Source organism: Nocardia brevicatena NBRC 12119 (genome assembly GCF_000308495.1).
GTDB lineage: Bacteria > Actinomycetota > Actinomycetes > Mycobacteriales > Mycobacteriaceae > Nocardia > Nocardia brevicatena.
Map to the genome: position 1 here is coordinate 72,488 of NZ_BAFU01000053.1, position 17,944 is coordinate 90,431.

The window sequence follows — 17,944 nt, forward strand, 5'->3', positions numbered from 1 at the left end:
CCGGTCGTCGGTATGCGCGGGTAAGCATTCGGTCCGCTCGTCGACGCCCCGGCGCGGGGTCAGGCTCGGTGTGCGGTGACCAACAGGTATTCCCACTCCATCCGACCGCCGCCGAGGTCGTGCGCGCGGGCGAGGTCGGCGAGTTCACGGTCCAATTGTGCGGCGCGTTCGGGTTCACCCGCCAGCGATCGGTACACGGCGACCGTGGGGCCGTAGTTGGACTTGAAGAAATCGCGGAACTCGTCGCCGTTCGCGAAACGATCGATGTTCGCGTGTTCTCGCCGGAGTTCGAGGTCGGTGACCCGATCGCCCAGTAACCCGCGGACATGGGTCTCCTCACCCCACAGTGGGGGCGGTTGCGCACCGGGCGGCGGTGGCGGGGCGTACGGCTTCATCACGGCGAACATTCGGCCGATGAAACCGGTGGGTGTCCAGTTGATCAGCCCGATTGTTCCGCCCGGTCTGGTGACCCGGACCAGTTCGTCCGCGGCGGTCCGATGGAACGGAGCGAACATGACACCCACACAGGAGATGACGACGTCGAAATCAGCGTAAGGGTAGGGCAGGGCCTCGGCGTCGGCCTGCTGCCAGGTGAGGTCGACGCCGCGCTCGGTCGCGATACGGCGTCCCACCTCGAGCAGCTCCGGGGTCAGATCACTGGCCACCACGTCCGCGCCGGTTTCGGCGGCGGGAATGGCAGCGTTGCCGGTTCCGGCCGCGATGTCGAGCACCCGCAGGCCCGGGCCGATGGCACAGGCCTGGACGAGGCGTCGGCCGAGTTCGGGTATCACATCGTCGACCACGCGCGGGTAGTCACCCAGCGCCCACATGGCGCGGTGCTTGGTTTTGATATCGGGGGAGACGGTCTGGGCCATCGGATACTCCTCTCGGTGGGGCCGATAACTCAGAATCCGCCGCGGCGCGTGGCGACCGCCAGTTCAATATCTGTACCGCTCGTGCCCGTGATGATGTACTGGTGTTGTGTCCGGTTATGGGGAATACTGCCCGGTCGCCAAGGCGCTGGAAGTGCTCGACGAGCGGTGGACGCTGCTCGTCGTCCGGGAGCTGTTGTTGGGGAGCCGGCATTTCAACGAGCTGCGGCGCGGTAATCCGAAGATGTCGCCCGCACTGCTCTCCCGCCGGCTACGATCGCTGGAGAAGGCGGGTGTGCTCCGTCGTGAGGTCGGTCCGACCGGCCGAACCGCCTATGTGCTGACACCCGCGGGAGAGGAACTTTCGACGGTCGTGGAGGCTCTCGGTGTCTGGGCAACACGCTGGATCGGCGAGCTCGGCATCGAGGATCTGGACCCGCATCTGCTGCTGTGGGATATCCGGCGCACGATGCCGTTGACCGTCTGGCCACCCGAACGCACGGTGCTCGCGCTCGAGTTCTCGGATGTGGCGGGCAGGGCGGCCTGCTGGTGGATCATGGTCGACCACGGTGAGGCGCAGGTATGCGATTACGATCCGGGTTTCGATATCGCGGCCACGGTACGGACCTCGTTGCGCACACTCACCGAAGTGTGGCGCGGGAACAGAAGCTGGGCCGGCGCCCTCGAACAGCGGTCGATCGATGTGCTCGGCCCCGTTTCGGTGCGCCGCGAGGTACCGGTGTGGATCGGACAATCTCCCCTGGCAGCCGTACCTCGGCCTGTCCGAGCTCGCGGTGATCGCCCGCCGGCTTGTCCATGACGACAGCTGTGAGCGTCATATGCCCGACTGTGAAGGAGGCCGGCAAAGTTCTCGGTGCTCGTACCGACCGAAGCAAAGAGCCGCGGCCTCGACCTTCCCGCCACCGTCGACGAGCCGGCGGGAAAACGCCGCCCCGAGCCCGCAGGCCCCGCCGGTAACGAGGACAACCTTCCCCGATAACGCAGCCGACCCGTTCATGTGCTTCACCTTTCGCCGCTTGCCTGACATCCCTTGTTGTGGGCTGGTGTAGCGTCGGTACCCGAACACCAGGTCTGTACGCGCAACCCGCGCAAGGGGGTGGGTGCTCGTGTCAGGGTTGTCACCACGTCGAGCCTCGAGAATGTCCGCGTACCGACCGCCCCGAGATCCGAGCACGCCGCCCCGGCGGTGATCGACTACGACGGGGCCGAAAGGGCTGATGGCACGCTGGTCGTTCCATGCGTTCGCGCTGCCGTATGTCGCCTCGTGATGGATGCCCGCGGCACGCCGTCGTGGAACGCTCTGCTGCGGTTGCGGGATCGCCGCGACGGCTCGTTCATCGACGAGATCGCCACCCGGGACAGGCGGGTACCGGCGTAGCAGGTCTGCGCGGCCGAGCAGGCCGGTGCCGCCATCGACCCGGCCGCGCTTTCGCCGAGATGCCGAAATACGCCCCCTCCGGCGACACCATCGTGGCGTCCACCCTGGACCTGCTCGGACGAAACCCATGCGAATGCCTCAGTGTGGTCTACGGTCCGGGCGAGCGCGGCAGACGAAGTCCTGCCAGGTGCGGCGGCCGAACACGGAATCGACGGAGCCGACGCGGCCACGTCGGCTCCGTCGGCGCCGCTCAGCGGTCGGTGCCGCGGTGGGTGACCGCGTCGCGCATCCGGTCGAGCAGACCGGTGACCGGGCCGAGGATCTTGTCCCCGGGTGGTGTGTCCGGTGCCGCCGGGTGCGGGCGGGTCGGCGCGATCCGCTTGATCCGCTCCACCCGCTGCCCGAGTTCGGCGAGCTCGGCGGGGGTGAAGATATTGCGCATATGCGGGAACATCACCCGCTCTTCTTCCGCGACATGCGTGCGGATCTCCTGCATCAGCGTCATCAGCTCGCCCTCGAACCGCGGATCGTCCGGTTGCAGCCGTTCCAGCCGCTTCATCGTCTCTTCCGCCTCGGCGTGCTCGTGTTTGGCCTGCTCGGCCTCCGTTTCGCTCACCTTCTTCTTGACCGCGGGGTAGACCTCGGCCTCCTCGGCGACGGAATGCCGTATCAACTCGATGGTGACCTGCTCGGTCAGGTCCCTGCGCCGGGTGCGGGACTCCGCGCTGTCCGACCCCATCAGGGTCTCCAGTTCGGCGAACATCTGCTCTACTTCGCGGTGATCGTGGGTGAGGATATCGATCACGTCGGGGGACCGGTCGGTCATGGAAGCTCCTCACTACATTCGGTGGCGGGTCCGTTGCCGAACCCGGTGTCAGTCGAGCGATCCGCTGCTTCCCGCGTCGATCAGCGTGCGAACGTCGTCGGGCAGGGCGGCGCGTACCTTGTCGACCACGTCCTCGCCGGTCGCCTCCCCGAAAACCTCGAGGACGACCCGAGCCTGGTATGTCGCCTGCGGCTCGGTGGTGTGTCCCCGGGCGGCGACCCGTTCGATGAATTCCGCGCGCCCGAAGCGTTCGCCGGTTCCGGCGCCGCCCATGGTGACGGTCCGCCGCAGATGTTCCGCGGCCTCGGTCGGCAGCTGTGCGGCGATATTGCCGACAAGACCCTCCGGAATCCGTTCGCCCAATGTCTCCAAGGTCGCCCGTGTCGCGGTCTCCGCCTCACCGCGGCCGGCGAGCCGGGCCCGACTCTGCACCTGTCCGATGAAATCGTCGTACTGCATCCTGCACACCTCCTTCCACTGGCTGTCCGCCCAGCGCCTACCCGGCGCGTATCCGTCCAAACCTGGGGAACCGCCCGCGACAGCCGTCGTGACATGTTTCGCACCGCGCGGTGCGGGTAGGTCGCCGAGCGATACTGCGCCGCTACGAACCCGATGGACATACCTCGAGGAGGGTGACGTGAAAGCAGTTGTGTGGCATGGGGTCGGAGATATCCGCCTCGACGACGTGACCGATCCGAAGCTCGAAGAACCCGGCGACGCGATCGTCCGGATCACCACCTCGGCGATCTGCGGTACGGATCTGCACCTGGTGCGCGGCACCATGCCCGGCATGGTGCCGGGCACCGTCCTCGGGCACGAGGCGGTCGGTGTGGTCGAGGAGACAGGGACCGCGGTCCGCGGGTTCACCCCCGGGGACCGGGTGGTGGTGTGCTCCACCATTTCCTGCGGTTACTGTGCCTACTGTCGCAGCGGTTACTACGCCCAGTGCGATACGGCCAACCCGAAGGGCCCGCAGGCGGGGACCAGCTTCTTCGGTGGTCCGGAGGCGACAGGACCGGTCGACGGCCTGCAGGCCGAGTACGCGCGCATCCCCTACGCAACCAACACACTGGTCAAGATTCCCGACGGGGTGACCGACGATCAGGCGATCATGGTCTCCGACGTACTGCCCACCGGTTGGTTCGGAGCCCGGCTCGCGCAGGTCACCGAGGGTGACACCGTCCTGGTCCTGGGTGCGGGAGTTGTAGGCCAGTGCGCTGTGGCGGCGGCGAAACGACAAGGCGCCGCCCGGGTGCTGGTCGTCGACGGGCTGCCCGACCGGTTGGCCCGGGCCCGGGCGCAGAACGCCGAAACCATCGACTTCAACACCGAGGATCCCGTGGCGACAGTGCGGGAGCTCACCGGCGGAATCGGGGTCGACCGGGTGATCGAGGCCGTCGGCGTGGACGCCCAACGGCCGAAGGGCGGACCCGCCGCGGACGAACTGCCGGTGGACGATAACACCTTCGACGGCGAACGCCACCGCGCCGCACCGGAGGGCAATACCGATGGCGGGCAGTGGCTGGTCGGTGACGCGCCCAGCCTCGCCGGCCGTTGGGCGGTGGAGGCGGTCGCGAAGGCGGGCTCGATCGGGATGCTCGGGGTCTACCCGCCGACCTTCGACGCCTTCCCGATCGGGATGGTCACCAACCGCAATCTCACGGTCCAGGGCGGTAACTGCAATCACCGCCGATATGTGCCCCGGCTGCTGCAGCAGGTGGCGCGCGGTGATATCGACCCCACCCGCTTCATCACCCAACACGCCGAGCCGACCTCGATGATCGAGGCCTACGAGACGTTCGATCGCCGGGAGGACGGGTGGCTCAAGACGGTGGTATCGATGTGACGCCGCCGAGCGAGCCGGCCTGGGGGTCTGTGTTGCGGACGGCGGTCGGTTCCCGCGCCGTCCGGTCCGTCTCTTCCGTCGGTGTAGCCGAGGGCTCCGGGGCAGAGGTGCCCGACGGCGGGTACCCGCGGCCACCGTGGGTAAATATGGCCGCCGGTCCGCGATTCGCTCATCGGTCTCGGGGTGGGCGTCTCCGCGGCCGGCGAAGTCGGCGTCGTCGGCGACGATGAGGTCGGTGGGTTGCGCGATCGGGACCGGCCGAGCGCACCGCCGGTCCCGATGGCGGTCGGTCAGCGGGACACGTTCAACGGAGCGGCGGGTGGGAAGACGACAGGTAGGGCGGTCAGGGCTCGATGGAATGGTCCCGGCCGCCAAGTGGGCGTGTCGTCGGGTATGTCCAGGCGCATCTCGGGCAGTGCGTCGAGAAGTTGATCGATGGCGTCCTGGGCCACGAGGTAGGCCAGGGATTGCGCCGGACAGGCGTGCGGGCCGATACCCCAGGCCAGATGGGATCGGTTGCCCGCGAGGTTGTCGGTGCGGATGGCGGGGTCGTTGTTGCAGGCGGCCATGCTGATCACGACCGGCTGATGGGCGGGCAGCCAGACGCTGTCGACGAGGATCGGCTGGCGCGGATAGGTGATCAGCAGATTCGCCAGCGGCGGGTCGTTGAACAGAACCTCGTCGAGGGCGTCGCGGGAGGACAGATTGCCGCCCAGCACGCTGCCGCCGAACCGGTAGTCGGTGAGGATGAGCAGCAGCGTGTTGACGATCAGGTTCAGCTCGAACTCGATCCCCGTGCCGTACACCTGTGAGACATGGGTCGACACCTCTATATCGTCCAGCTCGGTCGGATGCTGCAGCAGCACGGTGGTGATGTCGTTTCGTGGCTCTTCGTGTTTGAGCGCCACCAGTTTCATCAGCGCCTCGCCGAGCAGGCGGTTACCCTCCTCTGCGTCGACCCCCTCGAGCAGTGCGGCCGTGCCGGCGGCGACCTGCTGGCCGATCTCCGGCGGACAGCCGAGCATGGCATTGACGACTTCGAAAACCAGCGGGAAGACGTACTGGCTGATCAGTTCGGCGCGACCCTCCTGACAGAAGCTGTTGATCAGCGGGGCGGCGATGTCCTCCACGATGTCGTGCATGGCGTAGAGGTCCACCGCGTCTATGCTCGCGGTGATGGCCTGCCGGTAGCGGACGAAGTCCGCCCCGGCGCTTCTGCTTGCCATGGGCCGCCATTCCAGCAGCGGGAGGATGGGGCAGTCGGCGGGAATGTCCTTCTGCCAGTTACGGGGGTCGGCGGGGAAATGCTCGGGGTCATTGAGGATCCGCACGGCGGTGCTGTAACCGATCACCAGGGTGGCGGGTACATCGGGGGCCAACTCCACCGGCGCCAGGGAACCGAAACGGCTCCGCATCTCATGGTAGAAGCGGTGTGGGTCGGCGGCGAATTCCGGCGTGTACATCGGTATGCGCGGGCCGTCGGCATCGACGGGTGAACCGTGGACGACCGGGCACACGCGGTCCTGTGCCCAGGATGGGGGCGTACTCAAAAAAGAACTCCAAAAATGTTGTATGGCAGTGCTGTTCGGACTTGCCGCCCCGTTCCGGGCCTCTGCTCCGGAGAGCGCCTCGCCCTGGCCCGGTGGGACCGATCGATGGTATAGCGACCCGCCCCAAAGGAGGAATTATCGTGAAAACCAGCACTGCGGATCTTTTTCGAGTACGCCGATCGCCGCGCGTGAGCGCTCGGGTTCAGACGCCGAGCGCTCCCAGCGAATCGTTGTCGTCGATGGCGGTGGTGATCCGCCGCAACAAGGTCAGACAGGTTTCCACGGATTGCATCTTGGGCTGGTAGGCGGCTCGACCGATCGTGAACGCCCAAGCCGCGTAGGCGAACATGGACTGCTGTCGATATGCGAGCCAGGCCTCGTCGAACGACGGTGCCCGCCTGGCGACATGCCCCAACTCGTCCAGGTAGGCCGTCAGCAGTTCGCGGTCCCAGGCACGCCGATCCTCGGGTTCGCAACCGGAGTTGACGGTGTAGGCGAAATCGTGCGCCCAGCCGCCCCGCATCACCACCTGCCAGTCGACGAACCCCATCCGTCCCTCGGCGGTCACATAGGTCTGCCCGATATGCGGGTCGCCGTGCAGCAGGGTCTGCGGCAGACCATTGGTCGCGAGGTCGACGGCCCGGGCGACGCCCGCCCACAGCCGATCGCTGCGCCCGTGGAGGGATTCGGGGATGACCTCTTCCGCCCGCCGAAGGCCGACCGCGCAGCGTTTCTTCATATCGATCGCGGCGAGATACGCCTCGAGCGCCTCGTTCGTGGTCTTGAGGACCTTGATGGACGGGTGCTCCCAGAACGTGCCGTGGAGCCGGGCGAGATTGCGTACCAGATCCTCCATCTGGTCACGGGCGATCGGTGCGTTCGGTTCGACGAATTCGGCGCCGCGGGTCTCGGCGATATCCTCCATCAGGGCTATCGATCGCCACGAGGCGGAATCGGCGGCCCCCCAATAGCCGGTCGGCGCCTCCATCTCGACCTCGGGCCGGAAGTCCCGGAAGAAGCGGGTCTCGCCGTCGATCATCTTACCGCCGCCGAGCAGGATGCGCTGGGAGAAGGCCGTCGTGGTCTTCGCGAACAGCGCCGTCGGCAGGCCCGCCTGTTCGCCGGCCTCGTTGTACTCGACCCGGATCGCCACCCGGGTGGATGTACCGTGACTGCCGTTGGCGGTGTCGAACGAGAGCACCTCGGCCTCCGGGACATCGCGGCACAGTACGGCCGTCAGCCACTCGGGGGTGATGGTCTCACCCGATATCGGTACGTCGTCGATGGTTCGTGCCTTGGGGCGGGTGATCGCCTCGCGGAGCATATGGCCGCCGACCGTCGCGGATCGACCCATCAACCAAAGTTTGTGGTTCATCTTCCTGCCTCGATTTCGGATACGGCGGAACTGTCTTGGACGGCCGATTCTGAAATTTCGGCCGTGCAGACCATATCGATAACGAATCCTACAAGGAGGCAACGGTTTTCACGCAAAAATGTCGTCTCGCGGACGGTGGGTTCCGTAACCCGAACGGCCGTACCATCTCCGAGGTGAATACCGCACGCATGTTCGACGCCCCCGCATCGAGAGCGGCTACCAGTACTGATGCCGTTTTCCGTCGGTGTCGGCGACGAAGATGACCGCGTCGGCGCGGTCCAGGTCCGCCGGACCGAGCGGGATGTGGCCGGGCACGATCGGTTCGCCCGTGCCGATCGACGGGGCGAGCGCGGCGCGCAGGGCCGGTGCCGGGAACAGAGCGCGTCGGGTGGTCGCCTCGGCCAACGCGCCCTGGAGGGTGCCCGGATCGCTGTGGGGGTTGGCGTCGGTTGCCAGGAATACGTAACGCTCGCCGAGGGCGAGCTCGACGAGCGCGCCGGCGTTTCCCCATTTCGTGTCGTCGGCGCCGCCCCGCATGGGGGGCTGCGCACGCTGCAGGTGCCCGTTGTGCGCGAACACCAGGCTCGGTCCGCGTCGCTGCTCCCGGGCAACGATCGCGAGCAGGTTCTCGGCCATCATCTCGGCGCGCAGGCCGAGCAAGGTCGCCACGCGATCGGGTGTGGGGCAGGCCATGGCCGCGTGATAGCGCAGCAGGCCTTGGGCGGTACGCGCGTGCGCCACGGCCTGCTCGTAGCCGGTCGGGTCGGCGGGATGTAGGCCGGGTGCCGCGCGGCGCAGCGCGCTTGCGAGGTCGTCCGCGATGATGCGCAGGGCGCGAGCGCGGTCGGAGTCGCCGATGGACGCTGCCGGGTCGAACATGGCCGCCTCGTTCGTCCAGTCGCCGTCCTTGCCGAGCAGCGCGTCGAGGTCGCGGGCCGATTCGGGGCGCAGCGCCTCGGGCAGGTAGTCGGTGGCCCGGGACAGTGCGCGTCGTGGGCTCGGCGCACCGGAATGCTCCACCGGCGCGTCGAAGCCGTAGAAGCGAACCCGGTCCGACGGCGCGTGGCCGGCGTTGTGCACGCGGAGCCATTCGACGAGTTCACGGTTGCCCGGCACGGCGCCGAACCCGTGGCTGAACCCGGTTGCGAGCACCGTATCGATCTTCGCCGTGGCCCCGGCCACATAGGCGTCGACAACGGACGCGGCGAAGGCATCGGTCTCCAGCGCGATCGACCGGTACCCCCGTTCGACGAGGTGACCGAGAAGTTCGTTGCGCAGCACCGGGTAACGCTTCGATCCCGTGGGTCGGCTCGCCGAGGGCGAGCAGGGCCGGCGGCTCGGGCCGTGCGGCGAGCAGTTCGTCGACGGCACGGCCCAGGGCGGCCGGATCGTCGAGTTGGCGGCCGATCTCACGCAGCGATGCGGCAGTAGACATGAACACTCCTTCCGGAATTGAACCGGACTTGACGGTATCGTTGAAAAATCTTGTGAAACTTTTCCGATTACTACCTGCTTTCGATAGAAAAAGTCTCAATCGATGGTGGAAGCTGCGATTTCTCGACCTCACCTGAAAGGGGGTTGTCGGCACAGGCGGTCCACAATGACGACGACACCGGCGTCCTCTCGCCGACCGAGCGCGGCAAGATTGATCATCGGCACTACACGCCCTGCACGGGCAGGCCCTACGCGGCTTCCTCGACTCCCGGCAGGACCGGCCGACCACGCAGCCGCATCCTTCTCGCCCGCGCGGGCCGGCTCGATACCTACCTCGCCATGCCGATCGGACACAGCGGGAATGTCCGCCGAGGTAGTGAGGGCAGGGCCGAATCCTGGGACCACCCCGCGCGGTGCTCCGGGAAAAACATCTCGCGCGCCCTCTGGCGCGTCAGGATTTCCGACGTGGTCGGCTTGGTTTACGCTCCGAGCCCACGAGCCGGGAACGAACGCGAGGCGGATGATCGGATCTCGGTGATCGAAGCTTCCGGTGAAGTGTCTCCAATGGGCCGGCGCCGGCCGGTGACAGGTCCCACGAGAGGAGCCATGCTGTGTCCGATCGAACCCCCGACACCATTGCCGGCATCGTCATCCCCGATACCCCCCTGGTGCGGGCTGTCACCGAGTTCGTTCGTGAAGCCGAGGATGACCTGCTGTTCCACCATTCCCGTCGGGTGTACCTCTTCGGCGCACTACGAGGCCGTCGCCGGGGATTACGGGCCGATCCGGAGCTGCTCTACGTCGGTGCGATGTTCCACGATATCGGGCTCACCGAGCGGTATCGCCACTCGAGGCTGCGATTCGAGGTCGACGGCGCGAACGCGGCACGTGACTTCATGCTGGAGCGGGGTGTCGACGAAACCGCCGCACGAAAGGTCTGGTTGGCCATCGCGCTCCACACGACCCCCGGGGTGCCGGAATTCCTCGAGCCCGAAATCGCGCTCGTCAACGCGGGCGTCGCAACCGATGTGCTGGGCGTCGGCCGCGACGATCTGTCTCCGGAAGCGCTCGAGGCCGTCACCATGGCACATCCTCGGCCGCACTTCAAACGCCGCATCTTACAGGCCTTCACGGACGGCATCAAACATCGGCCGGACACCACCTTCGGCACCATGAACGCCGATGTGCTGGAACATTTCGATGACTCGTACGTCCGCGCCGACTTCGTCGACCTCATTCTCAACAGCGACTGGCCAGAATAGTCTCGCAGCGCATACCGCCCGGGCCGGCTCGGCAGGCCGAGCAAGAACTCCGCCGGTCGAGTAAGTTGCTCGACGGCCGGTAAGTTATTTCCCTACCGTACGAGATGCCCGTTCCGGCCACCCGCAGTCGAGCGGAGGGTCGGGCAGAGGACGGAGATGGGGACATATCGGGCGTCAACGTGCTGTGGCCGGGATCGGCGGTGCCGACGGATCGCCTGATCGTGGATGCCGCCGCGGTGGCCAGACGAGCCCACAGCGGAAGCGCGCTCGGCCAGGTGCCTGCTGTGCTCGAGTTGGATCAACCGGTGGTCCAAGCCCTCGAGCGCCGCCGGTCTGTGCGCCAGGATCATCGGTACGGCGTCGGCGGCGGCGTAGATGTCGTCGAATCCGAGTACCGCCAGTGCCATTGCTTTTGGGCGAGGAACCAGCGCGATCTCCGCCCGCGGCACGCTCACCAGTGTGCACTCACTGCCGACCAGCAGCTTGGCCAGGTCGAAGCCGTTCTCCGGGAGGAGCGAATCCAGGTTGTAGCCCGACACCCGGCGGGGAATCCGCGGAAACATGGCGCGGATATCCTCGGCGTAGCGGTCGGCGATCGTATGCAGTCGCGCGACCAGATCGCGCGCCCGCTCGTCGTCGGTCTCCATCGTCTCGCCGGGGCCGACCCACGCGCGTAACCCGTCGTAGGTGAGGGTTTCCAACCGTCGCACGGCGTCGACCGTTTTACCGTGGCCTGCGCGGTGGAACCGCAGGAGTTGTTCCCGATCATGCCGCCGATCGTGCAGCTGACGTGGGTCGACGGTTTGGGTCCGACCATCGGTCCGGTCCGCGCCAACTCGGCATTGAGCCGGTCCAGCGCGATTCCCGGTTCGACTACGGCGGTGCCCGCGTCGCGGTCCGCCGAGATCACTCGGGTGCAGTACTTGCTCCAGTCGATGACGACGGCCGCGTTGCAGCATTGGCCGGCCAGGCTGGTGCCGCCCCCCCCGCGCGAGACCACCGGCACGCCGTGCTCCCGGCAGATACCGACAGCTGTGGCCGCGTCTTCCGATGTGTGCGGCACGACGACACCGAGCGGAACGGCACGATAATTCGACGCGTCCGTCGAATAGGTGGCGCGGCTGCCGGAATCGAACCGTACCTCGCCGCCGACCCGCTCGGCCAGTTCGGTGCGTAAAGCCTCCAGCGGCCACCGGGGCCGAGTGGAAATGCGGAGATGGCCGGAGGTTTTCGAAGGTGCCGTTTCGGCCCGATCCTCTCGACGACGGCAGACGGAATCGGCAACAGCGGGCGGGTACCCGGCCCTTCGAGGAGCATGCGTATGGATTGGAACGCGGTTGTCCGGGTACGCGCGCTGGAGACGACACATCGGAGGCGGACAGGAGAAGGATATGGCTGATCAGGTCGCCGACTACGTCCTGAAACGACTGCGTGAGTGGGGAGTGAGGCACGTTTTCGGTTATCCGGGCGACGGTATCAACGGGTTGATCGCGGCCTTCGGGCGAGCCGACAACGACCCTGCCTTCGTTCAGGCGCGCCATGAGGAGATGGCTGCGTTCGAGGCGGTCGGCTACGCCAAATTCAGCGGCGAGGTCGGCGTCTGCACCGCCACCTCCGGTCCCGGCGCGATCCACCTGCTCAACGGTCTCTACGACGCGAAACTCGATCATGTCCCCGTCGTGGCGATTGTCGGACAAACCGCGCGTAGCGCGATGGGCGGCAACTACCAGCAAGAAGTCGACTTGCAGAGCCTGTTCAAGGATGTCGCCTCGGATTACCTGGTCGAGGTGAACGTCGCCGACCAATTGCCCAACGCGCTGGACCGAGCCTTCCGCATCGCACGGGCCCGGCGCGCCCCCACGGCGCTGATCATCCCTTCCGACCTGCAGGAGGAGCGCTACCAGCCGCCCGAGCACGCGTTCAAACAGGTTCCCTCCAGCCCGCCGGACGAACTCCGGTCCACGAGCACCGCGGATCACGCCGATATCGAACGGGCCGCCGACATCCTCAACAGCGGGTCCCGAGTGGCGATCCTGATCGGGCAAGGTGCCCGCGCCGCCGCCGAGCAGGTCATGGAGCTGGCCGAGATCACCGGCGCCGGGGTGGCCAAGGCGCTCCTGGGCAAGGATGTGCTGCCCGACGACCTGCCGTATGTGACCGGATCGATCGGCCTGCTGGGTACGCGCCCCAGCTACGAACTGATGCGCGACTGTGACACGCTGCTGATTGTCGGATCGAACTTCCCGTACTCACAGTTCCTGCCGGAGTTCGGCCAGGCGCGCGCGGTGCAGATCGATATCGACGGTGCCCTGATCGGCATGCGCTATCCGACCGAGGTCAACCTGGTGGGTGACGCGAAGGAAACGCTCACCGAACTGCTGCCCCTGCTGGAACGCAAATCCGATCGCAGCTGGCGCGACAGCATCGAAGCCAATGTCACCCGCTGGTGGAGCACCATCGAACGCCAGTCCCTGTTGGACGCGAAGCCGGTCAACCCGATGCGGGTGGTGTGGGAGCTGTCGCAGCTGATCCCGGGGAACGCCATCGTGACCGCGGATTCGGGCTCATCCACCAACTGGTATGCCCGCTGCCTGCGATTCCGCAGTGGAATGCGCGGCTCGCTGTCGGGCACACTGGCCACCATGGGGTCCGGTGTGCCCTATGCGATCGGCGCGAAGTTCGCCCACCCCGACCGACCGGTGGTCGCTCTCGTCGGTGACGGCGCCATGCAGATGAACGGTGCGGCCGAGTTGCTGACCATCAACCGTTACCGCGAGCAGTGGTCGGATCCGCGGCTGGTGGTGTGTGTGTTCCACAACAACGACCTCAACCAGGTCACGTGGGAGCTGCGATCGATGGGCGGAGCGCCGAAGTTCGAGGAATCGCAGGCCCTTCCGGATGTCTCCTACGCCGCCCTCGCCCGTGCCTGCGGCCTGGACGCGGTCGCGGTCGATGAACCGGACGCCCTCGCCCCGGCCTGGCGACAGGCACTGTCGGCCGAGCGGCCGACAGTGCTCGATGTGCGCTGTGATCCCGAGATGCCGCCCATCCCCCCGCACGCCACGTGGGAGCAGATGAAATCCACCGCCGAAGCGGTCCTGCGCGGCGACCCCGAGGGTTGGCATCTGCTGACACAAGGCGTGAAAGCCAAAGCGCAGGAGGTCGTTTCCGGGCGCCGCGGCTGAGTTTCGGCCATTCGGCCCATCCGGTATCAGTGCCCTTTTCCAGGGCGGGTCGCCCCGGGTTTCGTGTGTATCTCGAGCACCGAGCCCGGGGCGGTTCAACGGATGGTGTATCTCGGTGCTGGTGGGTGTGGTCGTCAGGTTGGAGCAGCCGACTTGCTTCGCCACCGAGTCGGGCCTGTACCCGGTTGTACTTGTCGACGATCCCCGCCATGCGATCGTCCGCGCCGGCGTTGTTGTAGGCGGCACGAGTCAGCGTTGATTCTCAATTCCACCACCAGCGGCTCACGCTCCACAGGCGCATTCGGCGCGCGTGGTGGAGCGGGCGTTATATGGCCCGTCCATGGAGAATTTACCGGTCATCAGCGGAGTGCTGTATCACCGACCATGGGAGGTCTCGGGCTATCGAAAGGCTATTGACAATACGAATAGCGGTCCATAAGATGAACCGACTTCAGTGCGCTATTCGAGCGCCGGTCGAATTAGGAATAAAATGGTCACGTACACCACTCTTATGGGGATGGCGGCCGGTCTCGGCATGATGCTCATCTCCACGCTCGGTTACAGGCTGTACAAGCAGAAGAATCTGCCGAGTTTCGATGGTTGGGCGTTGTCTTTCGCCGGCCTGGGAGGGGTACTGGCCGCGCTCGGTGCTCATATGACTCTCTCTTGGCCGCTGCAGTCCCCGGAACGATTCAAGAACTTCATGTTCGGCGAACCGATATTGATATTCGGCATACTGCTGATGCTCGGTGCATTCTTCCTGTGGCGCAGAGGGCAACTGCTCCTGGATTTGCGTCGTAGTGGCAATGGAGATGTCGAGTTCAACAGCTATCTGACCGCCGTTTTGTGGCCAGTGGTATGGATTGTGTTCGGAACGGGGCTTGTTCTTGCGGCGTGTACGGTCGCGGCATTTCGGTATGAAGTGTTCGCAACGGCACCCCAACAGGAGCCGGTTCTCGGCACGGAGCCGACGAAGAGCATTCTCAACATGATCCTTTGCCTGCTGTATGCTCTGCCGGCGGTCGCCTGCTTACTGGTTCCCCTGGTGTTCTATATCCGCAGTCGAACGATAATGGCGGTCAGTGGGATTTCTCTGTTCCTCGCCGGCCTCGGCTGGTTTGCGGTGGCGGTCCTTGTTTACTACACCCATATCGGCATGGATTTCAATTTTCGATCATAGGCTCTCGAATCACGGTATCGGCCACCGGCAGATACCGTGCTGTTGCGTATGCCAATTTTCGTAGAGCATACGACCGCTCGACGTTTTATGGCTGCGTTTCCACTGTTTCTTCGCGGTGCCCCCGAGGGCGGCATCTGCCGGCACAAGGCCGGAAACCGAACACCGAGGATCGTTCCCGGGCGCCGCGGATGGGTCTCGATATGCGGAAGGCGTCTCGCCCGGGACGGGACACCACTTCTTCCGCGTCGGGCGGCCTTCCTCACTCGCTCGAGACGGAAGTCATGGAGATGTTCCAGAAATCGGCGTAGCGGCCCCCGCGACACAGCAACTCGTCGTGGCTGCCCGCTTCCACGATCCGGCCACCGTCCAGAAAGACGATGCGATCGGCGCGTTGGACGGTTCGCAGCCTATGCACCACCATCACCACCGTTCGGCCCGCCATCAGACGCTCGATACCTTCGTGGACGGCCGCCTCGTTCACCGGGTCCAGTGCGGAACTCACCTCGTCCAGCAATACGACGGGCGCGTTCTTCAGCAATGCCCGCGCGATCGAGACACGTTGGCGCTCACCACGGGACAGCAGCGCGCCGCCTTCGCCGACATTCGTCGCCCACCGCGGTGGACCCGGCCCGTATTCCGGCGAATGTGTGCGCGGGTATCGGCACCACCGAGCGCCCGGACCGATCCTGGTGGCAAGCCCGTACCGCCCTGCGCCGGCCGCACCCCTGGCGGCCGCGGATATCAAGCTCACGGCCCCGGTCGGTCCGAAGGGGGCGGCGCGGCAGGTTGCCCCGCCAGGGCTCGGATTCATCGCCCTTTTGGCATACATGTTCCACCACCGGTTTGCCAATGGGATGCTGGAAGTGCGGCGAGGTGGTCGACCACTCGTGCCACGGCCGAGAGAAGAACGGCAGCGATTTCGGATCGCCGCTGTGAACAGGACTTCGGACACCAGTGCAACCGACCTCTATGAACTGCGGCATGCCCGGACGGCACGCCGGGAAAGGGGAGACCATGAAGCTCGTAGTCATCGGCGGTACCGGACGGATCGGCTCCCAGGTGGTTCGGAAGCTGACCGCGGCCGGACACGAGGCCGTACCCGCGGCGCTGTCCACCGGTGTCGATCTGATCACGGGGAAGGGCCTGGACCAGGCGTTGGAGGGCGCCGACGTGGTGACCGATGTGGCGAACTCGCCGACCTTCGACGAGGCCTCCCTGGACTTCTTCCGCACTTCTATGAACAACTTGCTCGCCGCGGGAGAGCGTGCCGGTGTCCGACACCAGGTCGTCCTCTCCATCGTCGGAGTGGATCGGGTGCCGCAGCTGGACTACTACCGGGCCAAGGCCCTGCAGGAGGAACTGCTTCGGCAGGGGCCCACGCCATACTCCATCGTGCGCGCGACCCAGTTCTTCGAATTCATGGACGCGGTCATATCCTGGACCGCCGACGGCGATACCGTTCGCCTGCCCGCCACTCGCATCCAGCCGATGGCCGCCGCCGAAGTCGTCGACGCGGTTGTCGAGGTCTCCACCGGCACCCCGCTGCGAGGTATCCGTAATGTCGCCGGTCCGGACGTCTTCTCCCTCGACGAACTCGGCAGGATCACCCTCGCGGCACAGCACGACGGCCGAACCGTCGTCACCGACGACACGGCCGGTATGTTCGCGGCCGTCACCGATGACGCGCTCATCGCGGGACCGGACGCACACCTGGCCCCCACGCACTACCGGGACTGGCTCCGGGCGGCCCACTGAACCAGGAAATCGGCCCCACGCTCCGCCGGCAGCGAACATCCCCGACAGGCCACCACGGAATACCCGACCAGGCCGCCGACTCGCCGCAACCGGGCACCGCGGCCGTCCGACCGCGCAAATCATCCGGTGAAGCGTGTCCCGCCCGACGCCGGACCCCATCGGGCCGGTAGTTCCTCGGCACAATGGTATCCATCGATATGTATGTCCGAGGCGTATGGCCTCGGCAGCGGATTCGCATGCGGGGAAGGCGTCTTTTCTGATGGTTCGATCAACGGTTGTCGGGTGCGGTATCGGCGGGGCCTGCGCCGCACTGGCGTTGGCGAAAATCGGCGCCACCGTCCAGGTTCACGAGGCAACGCCTCGCGCGACCGAGGTAAGCGGATGGGTGACCCTCGGCCCGACGGCGCTGACCGCATTGGACCAACTCGGTCTGGCCGAAAGCGTCAGGGAGATCGGCTTTCCGGTCCTCGGCGTCAACAGTGTGGACACGGTAACCGGGCGAACGAACTCATTCGCCCGCATCGAACCGGGCCACCGCTGGTCGAGCACCCATGTGTGGCGTCGAGACCTGCTGTCCCTGCTGCGCGCACGGCTCGATACGGAAGGCGTCGGCTGCGCTTACGGAACTTCGGTCGATCCCGGCGTTCTCGAGGGTGATCTGTTGGTCGGCGCCGATGGTGCCCGGTCGGCCACCCGGCGGATGCCGGGCGACCTCCGTGAGCCTGCCTTCACGGGTCAATTGATCCGATACGGACACTGCCCGGAACCCGTCCGTGAATTGCCGATGGGTGTGCTGCACTTCTGGACGCACTCCGCGGGAGTGGTGGGTTATGTAGGCGATAAACGTGACGGCTCGTTCTGGTTCAGCAGGCGAAATGTCAATGTCCCCACGGATACGGTCGACCCGGACACCTACACCGAGGTACTCCGCGGCACCTCGGTGGCCCAGGTGCCGGACCGCTCCGAAGTCGGCGCGCCCATCGCGCTCTACGAACTGGAACCCGAGGGTGTCCGGCACACCACACGCACGGTATTCATCGGCGACGCCGCGCACGCCGTCTCTCCCGCGGCGGGGCGGGGTGCGACCTCGGCCATCGAGGACGCGATCACCCTGGCGAAGGCGATACGCGATACGGATTCCGTTGCCGCAGCCCTCGAGCGCTACACCGCGACCCGCCGTCCGGCAGCGCGAGCCGCCTACCGGACGGTCCCGGGGCAGCGTCCTGCGACCATTACGGCCGCGGCGCTGCGATTGTGACA

General features: G+C 66.3%; 12 protein-coding genes and 3 pseudogenes. 7 read left to right on the forward strand and 8 right to left on the reverse strand.

What is annotated here, in order from left to right; translation table 11 throughout:
* Positions 1–59: 59 nt before the first annotated feature.
* Positions 60–875: a class I SAM-dependent methyltransferase gene (locus ON20_RS12535; RefSeq protein ID WP_040835451.1), complete on the reverse strand. Its 816-nt coding sequence runs from the start codon at positions 873–875 to the stop codon at positions 60–62.
* 106 nt (positions 876–981) lie between these two features.
* On the opposite strand from ON20_RS12535, the gene ON20_RS12540 reads away from it, so the two are divergent.
* Positions 982–1,692 carry a winged helix-turn-helix transcriptional regulator gene (locus tag ON20_RS12540; RefSeq protein WP_051162313.1) on the forward strand — a complete coding sequence of 237 codons (711 nt, stop codon included), beginning with the start codon at positions 982–984 and terminating at the stop codon, positions 1,690–1,692.
* Positions 1,693–2,521: 829 nt separating this feature from the next.
* Here ON20_RS12540 and ON20_RS12550 read toward each other — a convergent pair.
* Together ON20_RS12550 and ON20_RS12555 are read right to left on the reverse strand one after the other, a co-directional pair.
* Positions 2,522–3,097 (reverse strand): hemerythrin domain-containing protein, encoded by a 576-nt coding sequence (locus tag ON20_RS12550; protein ID WP_040835453.1) that lies wholly within the window; start codon positions 3,095–3,097, stop codon positions 2,522–2,524.
* 48 nt (positions 3,098–3,145) lie between these two features.
* The gene (locus tag ON20_RS12555) at positions 3,146–3,556 is read right to left on the reverse strand and encodes a DUF2267 domain-containing protein (protein WP_040835454.1); all 411 of its coding nucleotides are present in this window, start codon (positions 3,554–3,556) and stop codon (positions 3,146–3,148) included.
* A gap of 178 nt (positions 3,557–3,734) precedes the next feature.
* Here ON20_RS12555 and ON20_RS12560 point away from each other — a divergent pair, with 178 nt between their 5' ends.
* Entirely contained in the window at positions 3,735–4,943 is a 1,209-nt protein-coding gene (locus ON20_RS12560; RefSeq protein WP_040835455.1) for an alcohol dehydrogenase catalytic domain-containing protein, read from the forward strand.
* Positions 4,944–5,233: 290 nt separating this feature from the next.
* Here the strand turns inward: ON20_RS12560 and ON20_RS12565 are convergent, their stop codons facing one another.
* From ON20_RS12565 to ON20_RS12575, 3 genes and pseudogenes are all read right to left on the reverse strand, one after another.
* Positions 5,234–6,493 (reverse strand): cytochrome P450 family protein, encoded by a 1,260-nt coding sequence (locus ON20_RS12565; RefSeq protein ID WP_040835456.1) that lies wholly within the window; start codon positions 6,491–6,493, stop codon positions 5,234–5,236.
* Between the two features lie 202 nt (positions 6,494–6,695).
* Positions 6,696–7,847, reverse strand: a complete 1,152-nt coding sequence (locus ON20_RS12570) for an aminoglycoside phosphotransferase family protein (RefSeq protein WP_245547196.1) — start codon at positions 7,845–7,847, stop codon at positions 6,696–6,698.
* 237 nt (positions 7,848–8,084) lie between these two features.
* Positions 8,085–9,303: pseudogene (locus ON20_RS12575) on the reverse strand (erythromycin esterase family protein).
* 610 nt (positions 9,304–9,913) lie between these two features.
* On the opposite strand from ON20_RS12575, the gene ON20_RS12580 reads away from it, so the two are divergent.
* A complete protein-coding gene (locus tag ON20_RS12580; RefSeq protein ID WP_040835459.1) occupies positions 9,914–10,564 on the forward strand; it encodes an HD domain-containing protein in 651 nt (216 codons plus the stop codon).
* A 260-nt stretch (positions 10,565–10,824) separates the two neighbouring features.
* Here ON20_RS12580 and ON20_RS40990 read toward each other — a convergent pair.
* Positions 10,825–11,774, reverse strand: a pseudogene (locus tag ON20_RS40990) (FAD-binding oxidoreductase); the annotation flags it as partial.
* A 181-nt stretch (positions 11,775–11,955) separates the two neighbouring features.
* On the opposite strand from ON20_RS40990, the gene ON20_RS12595 reads away from it, so the two are divergent.
* Positions 11,956–13,749 carry a thiamine pyrophosphate-requiring protein gene (locus ON20_RS12595; protein WP_040835462.1) on the forward strand — a complete coding sequence of 598 codons (1,794 nt, stop codon included), beginning with the start codon at positions 11,956–11,958 and terminating at the stop codon, positions 13,747–13,749.
* 490 nt (positions 13,750–14,239) lie between these two features.
* The gene (locus tag ON20_RS12600; protein ID WP_051162315.1) at positions 14,240–14,929 is read left to right on the forward strand and encodes a DUF981 family protein; all 690 of its coding nucleotides are present in this window, start codon (positions 14,240–14,242) and stop codon (positions 14,927–14,929) included.
* Between the two features lie 259 nt (positions 14,930–15,188).
* On the opposite strand, the pseudogene ON20_RS12605 reads toward ON20_RS12600, so the two are convergent.
* Positions 15,189–15,536, reverse strand: a pseudogene (locus tag ON20_RS12605) (ATP-binding cassette domain-containing protein); the annotation flags it as partial.
* A gap of 407 nt (positions 15,537–15,943) precedes the next feature.
* Between ON20_RS12605 and ON20_RS12610 the strand changes: the two are divergent.
* Both ON20_RS12610 and ON20_RS12615 read left to right on the forward strand, forming a co-directional pair.
* Positions 15,944–16,684 carry an SDR family oxidoreductase gene (locus ON20_RS12610; protein ID WP_040835569.1) on the forward strand — a complete coding sequence of 247 codons (741 nt, stop codon included), beginning with the start codon at positions 15,944–15,946 and terminating at the stop codon, positions 16,682–16,684.
* Between the two features lie 259 nt (positions 16,685–16,943).
* Positions 16,944–17,942 (forward strand): FAD-dependent oxidoreductase, encoded by a 999-nt coding sequence (locus ON20_RS12615; RefSeq protein WP_157228816.1) that lies wholly within the window; start codon positions 16,944–16,946, stop codon positions 17,940–17,942.
* Positions 17,943–17,944 lie beyond the last annotated feature (2 nt).